Annotated in this window: 1 protein-coding gene; it reads right to left on the reverse strand. The window is 67.1% G+C overall.

Features of this window, described 5'->3' with window-relative positions; translation table 11 throughout:
- Positions 1-683, reverse strand: a 683-nt coding sequence (locus tag ABD369_RS40820) for an ABC transporter ATP-binding protein (RefSeq protein WP_344641693.1), incomplete at both ends; no start/stop codon positions are given.

The raw sequence follows: 683 nt of genomic DNA on the forward strand, positions 1-683 counted from the left end.
CTCCTCGGCCTTCCAGCAGCGGGTGCGGAAGCGGCAGCCCGAGGGCGGGTTGGCCGGCGAGGGGATGTCCCCGGACAGGATGATCCGCTCACGCCCGTCGCGGCCGGTCGGGTCCGGCACCGGCACCGCCGACAGCAGCGCCTGGGTGTACGGATGGGTGGCGTGCTCGTAGATCTCCTCGTCGGTGCCGATCTCGACCATCTTGCCCAGGTACATCACCCCGACCCGGTCCGAGATGTGCCGGACGATGGAGAGGTCGTGCGCGATGAACATGTAGGAGAGGTCGAACTCGCCCTGCAGCTTCTCCAGCAGGTTGATCACCTGCGCCTGCACCGACACGTCCAGCGCGGAGACCGGCTCGTCACAGATGATGATCTCCGGCTTCAGCGCCAACCCGCGCGCGATACCGATGCGCTGGCGCTGACCGCCCGAGAACTGGTGCGGATACCGGTTGATGTACTCCGGGTTGAGACCCACCACGTCCAGCAGGTCCTGAACCGCCTTGCGCCGGTCGCCCTTCGGCGCCACCTCCGGATGGATCTCGAACGGCTCCCCGATGATGTCGCCCACCGTCATCCGCGGGTTCAACGACGTGTACGGGTCCTGGAACACCATCTGGATGTTCCGCCGCACCGCCTTCAACCCGGCACCGGAGAGCCGCGAGATCGCCTCGCCCTTGAACA

Source organism: Kitasatospora cystarginea (assembly GCF_039533515.1).
Classification (GTDB): Bacteria; Actinomycetota; Actinomycetes; order Streptomycetales; family Streptomycetaceae; genus Kitasatospora; species Kitasatospora cystarginea.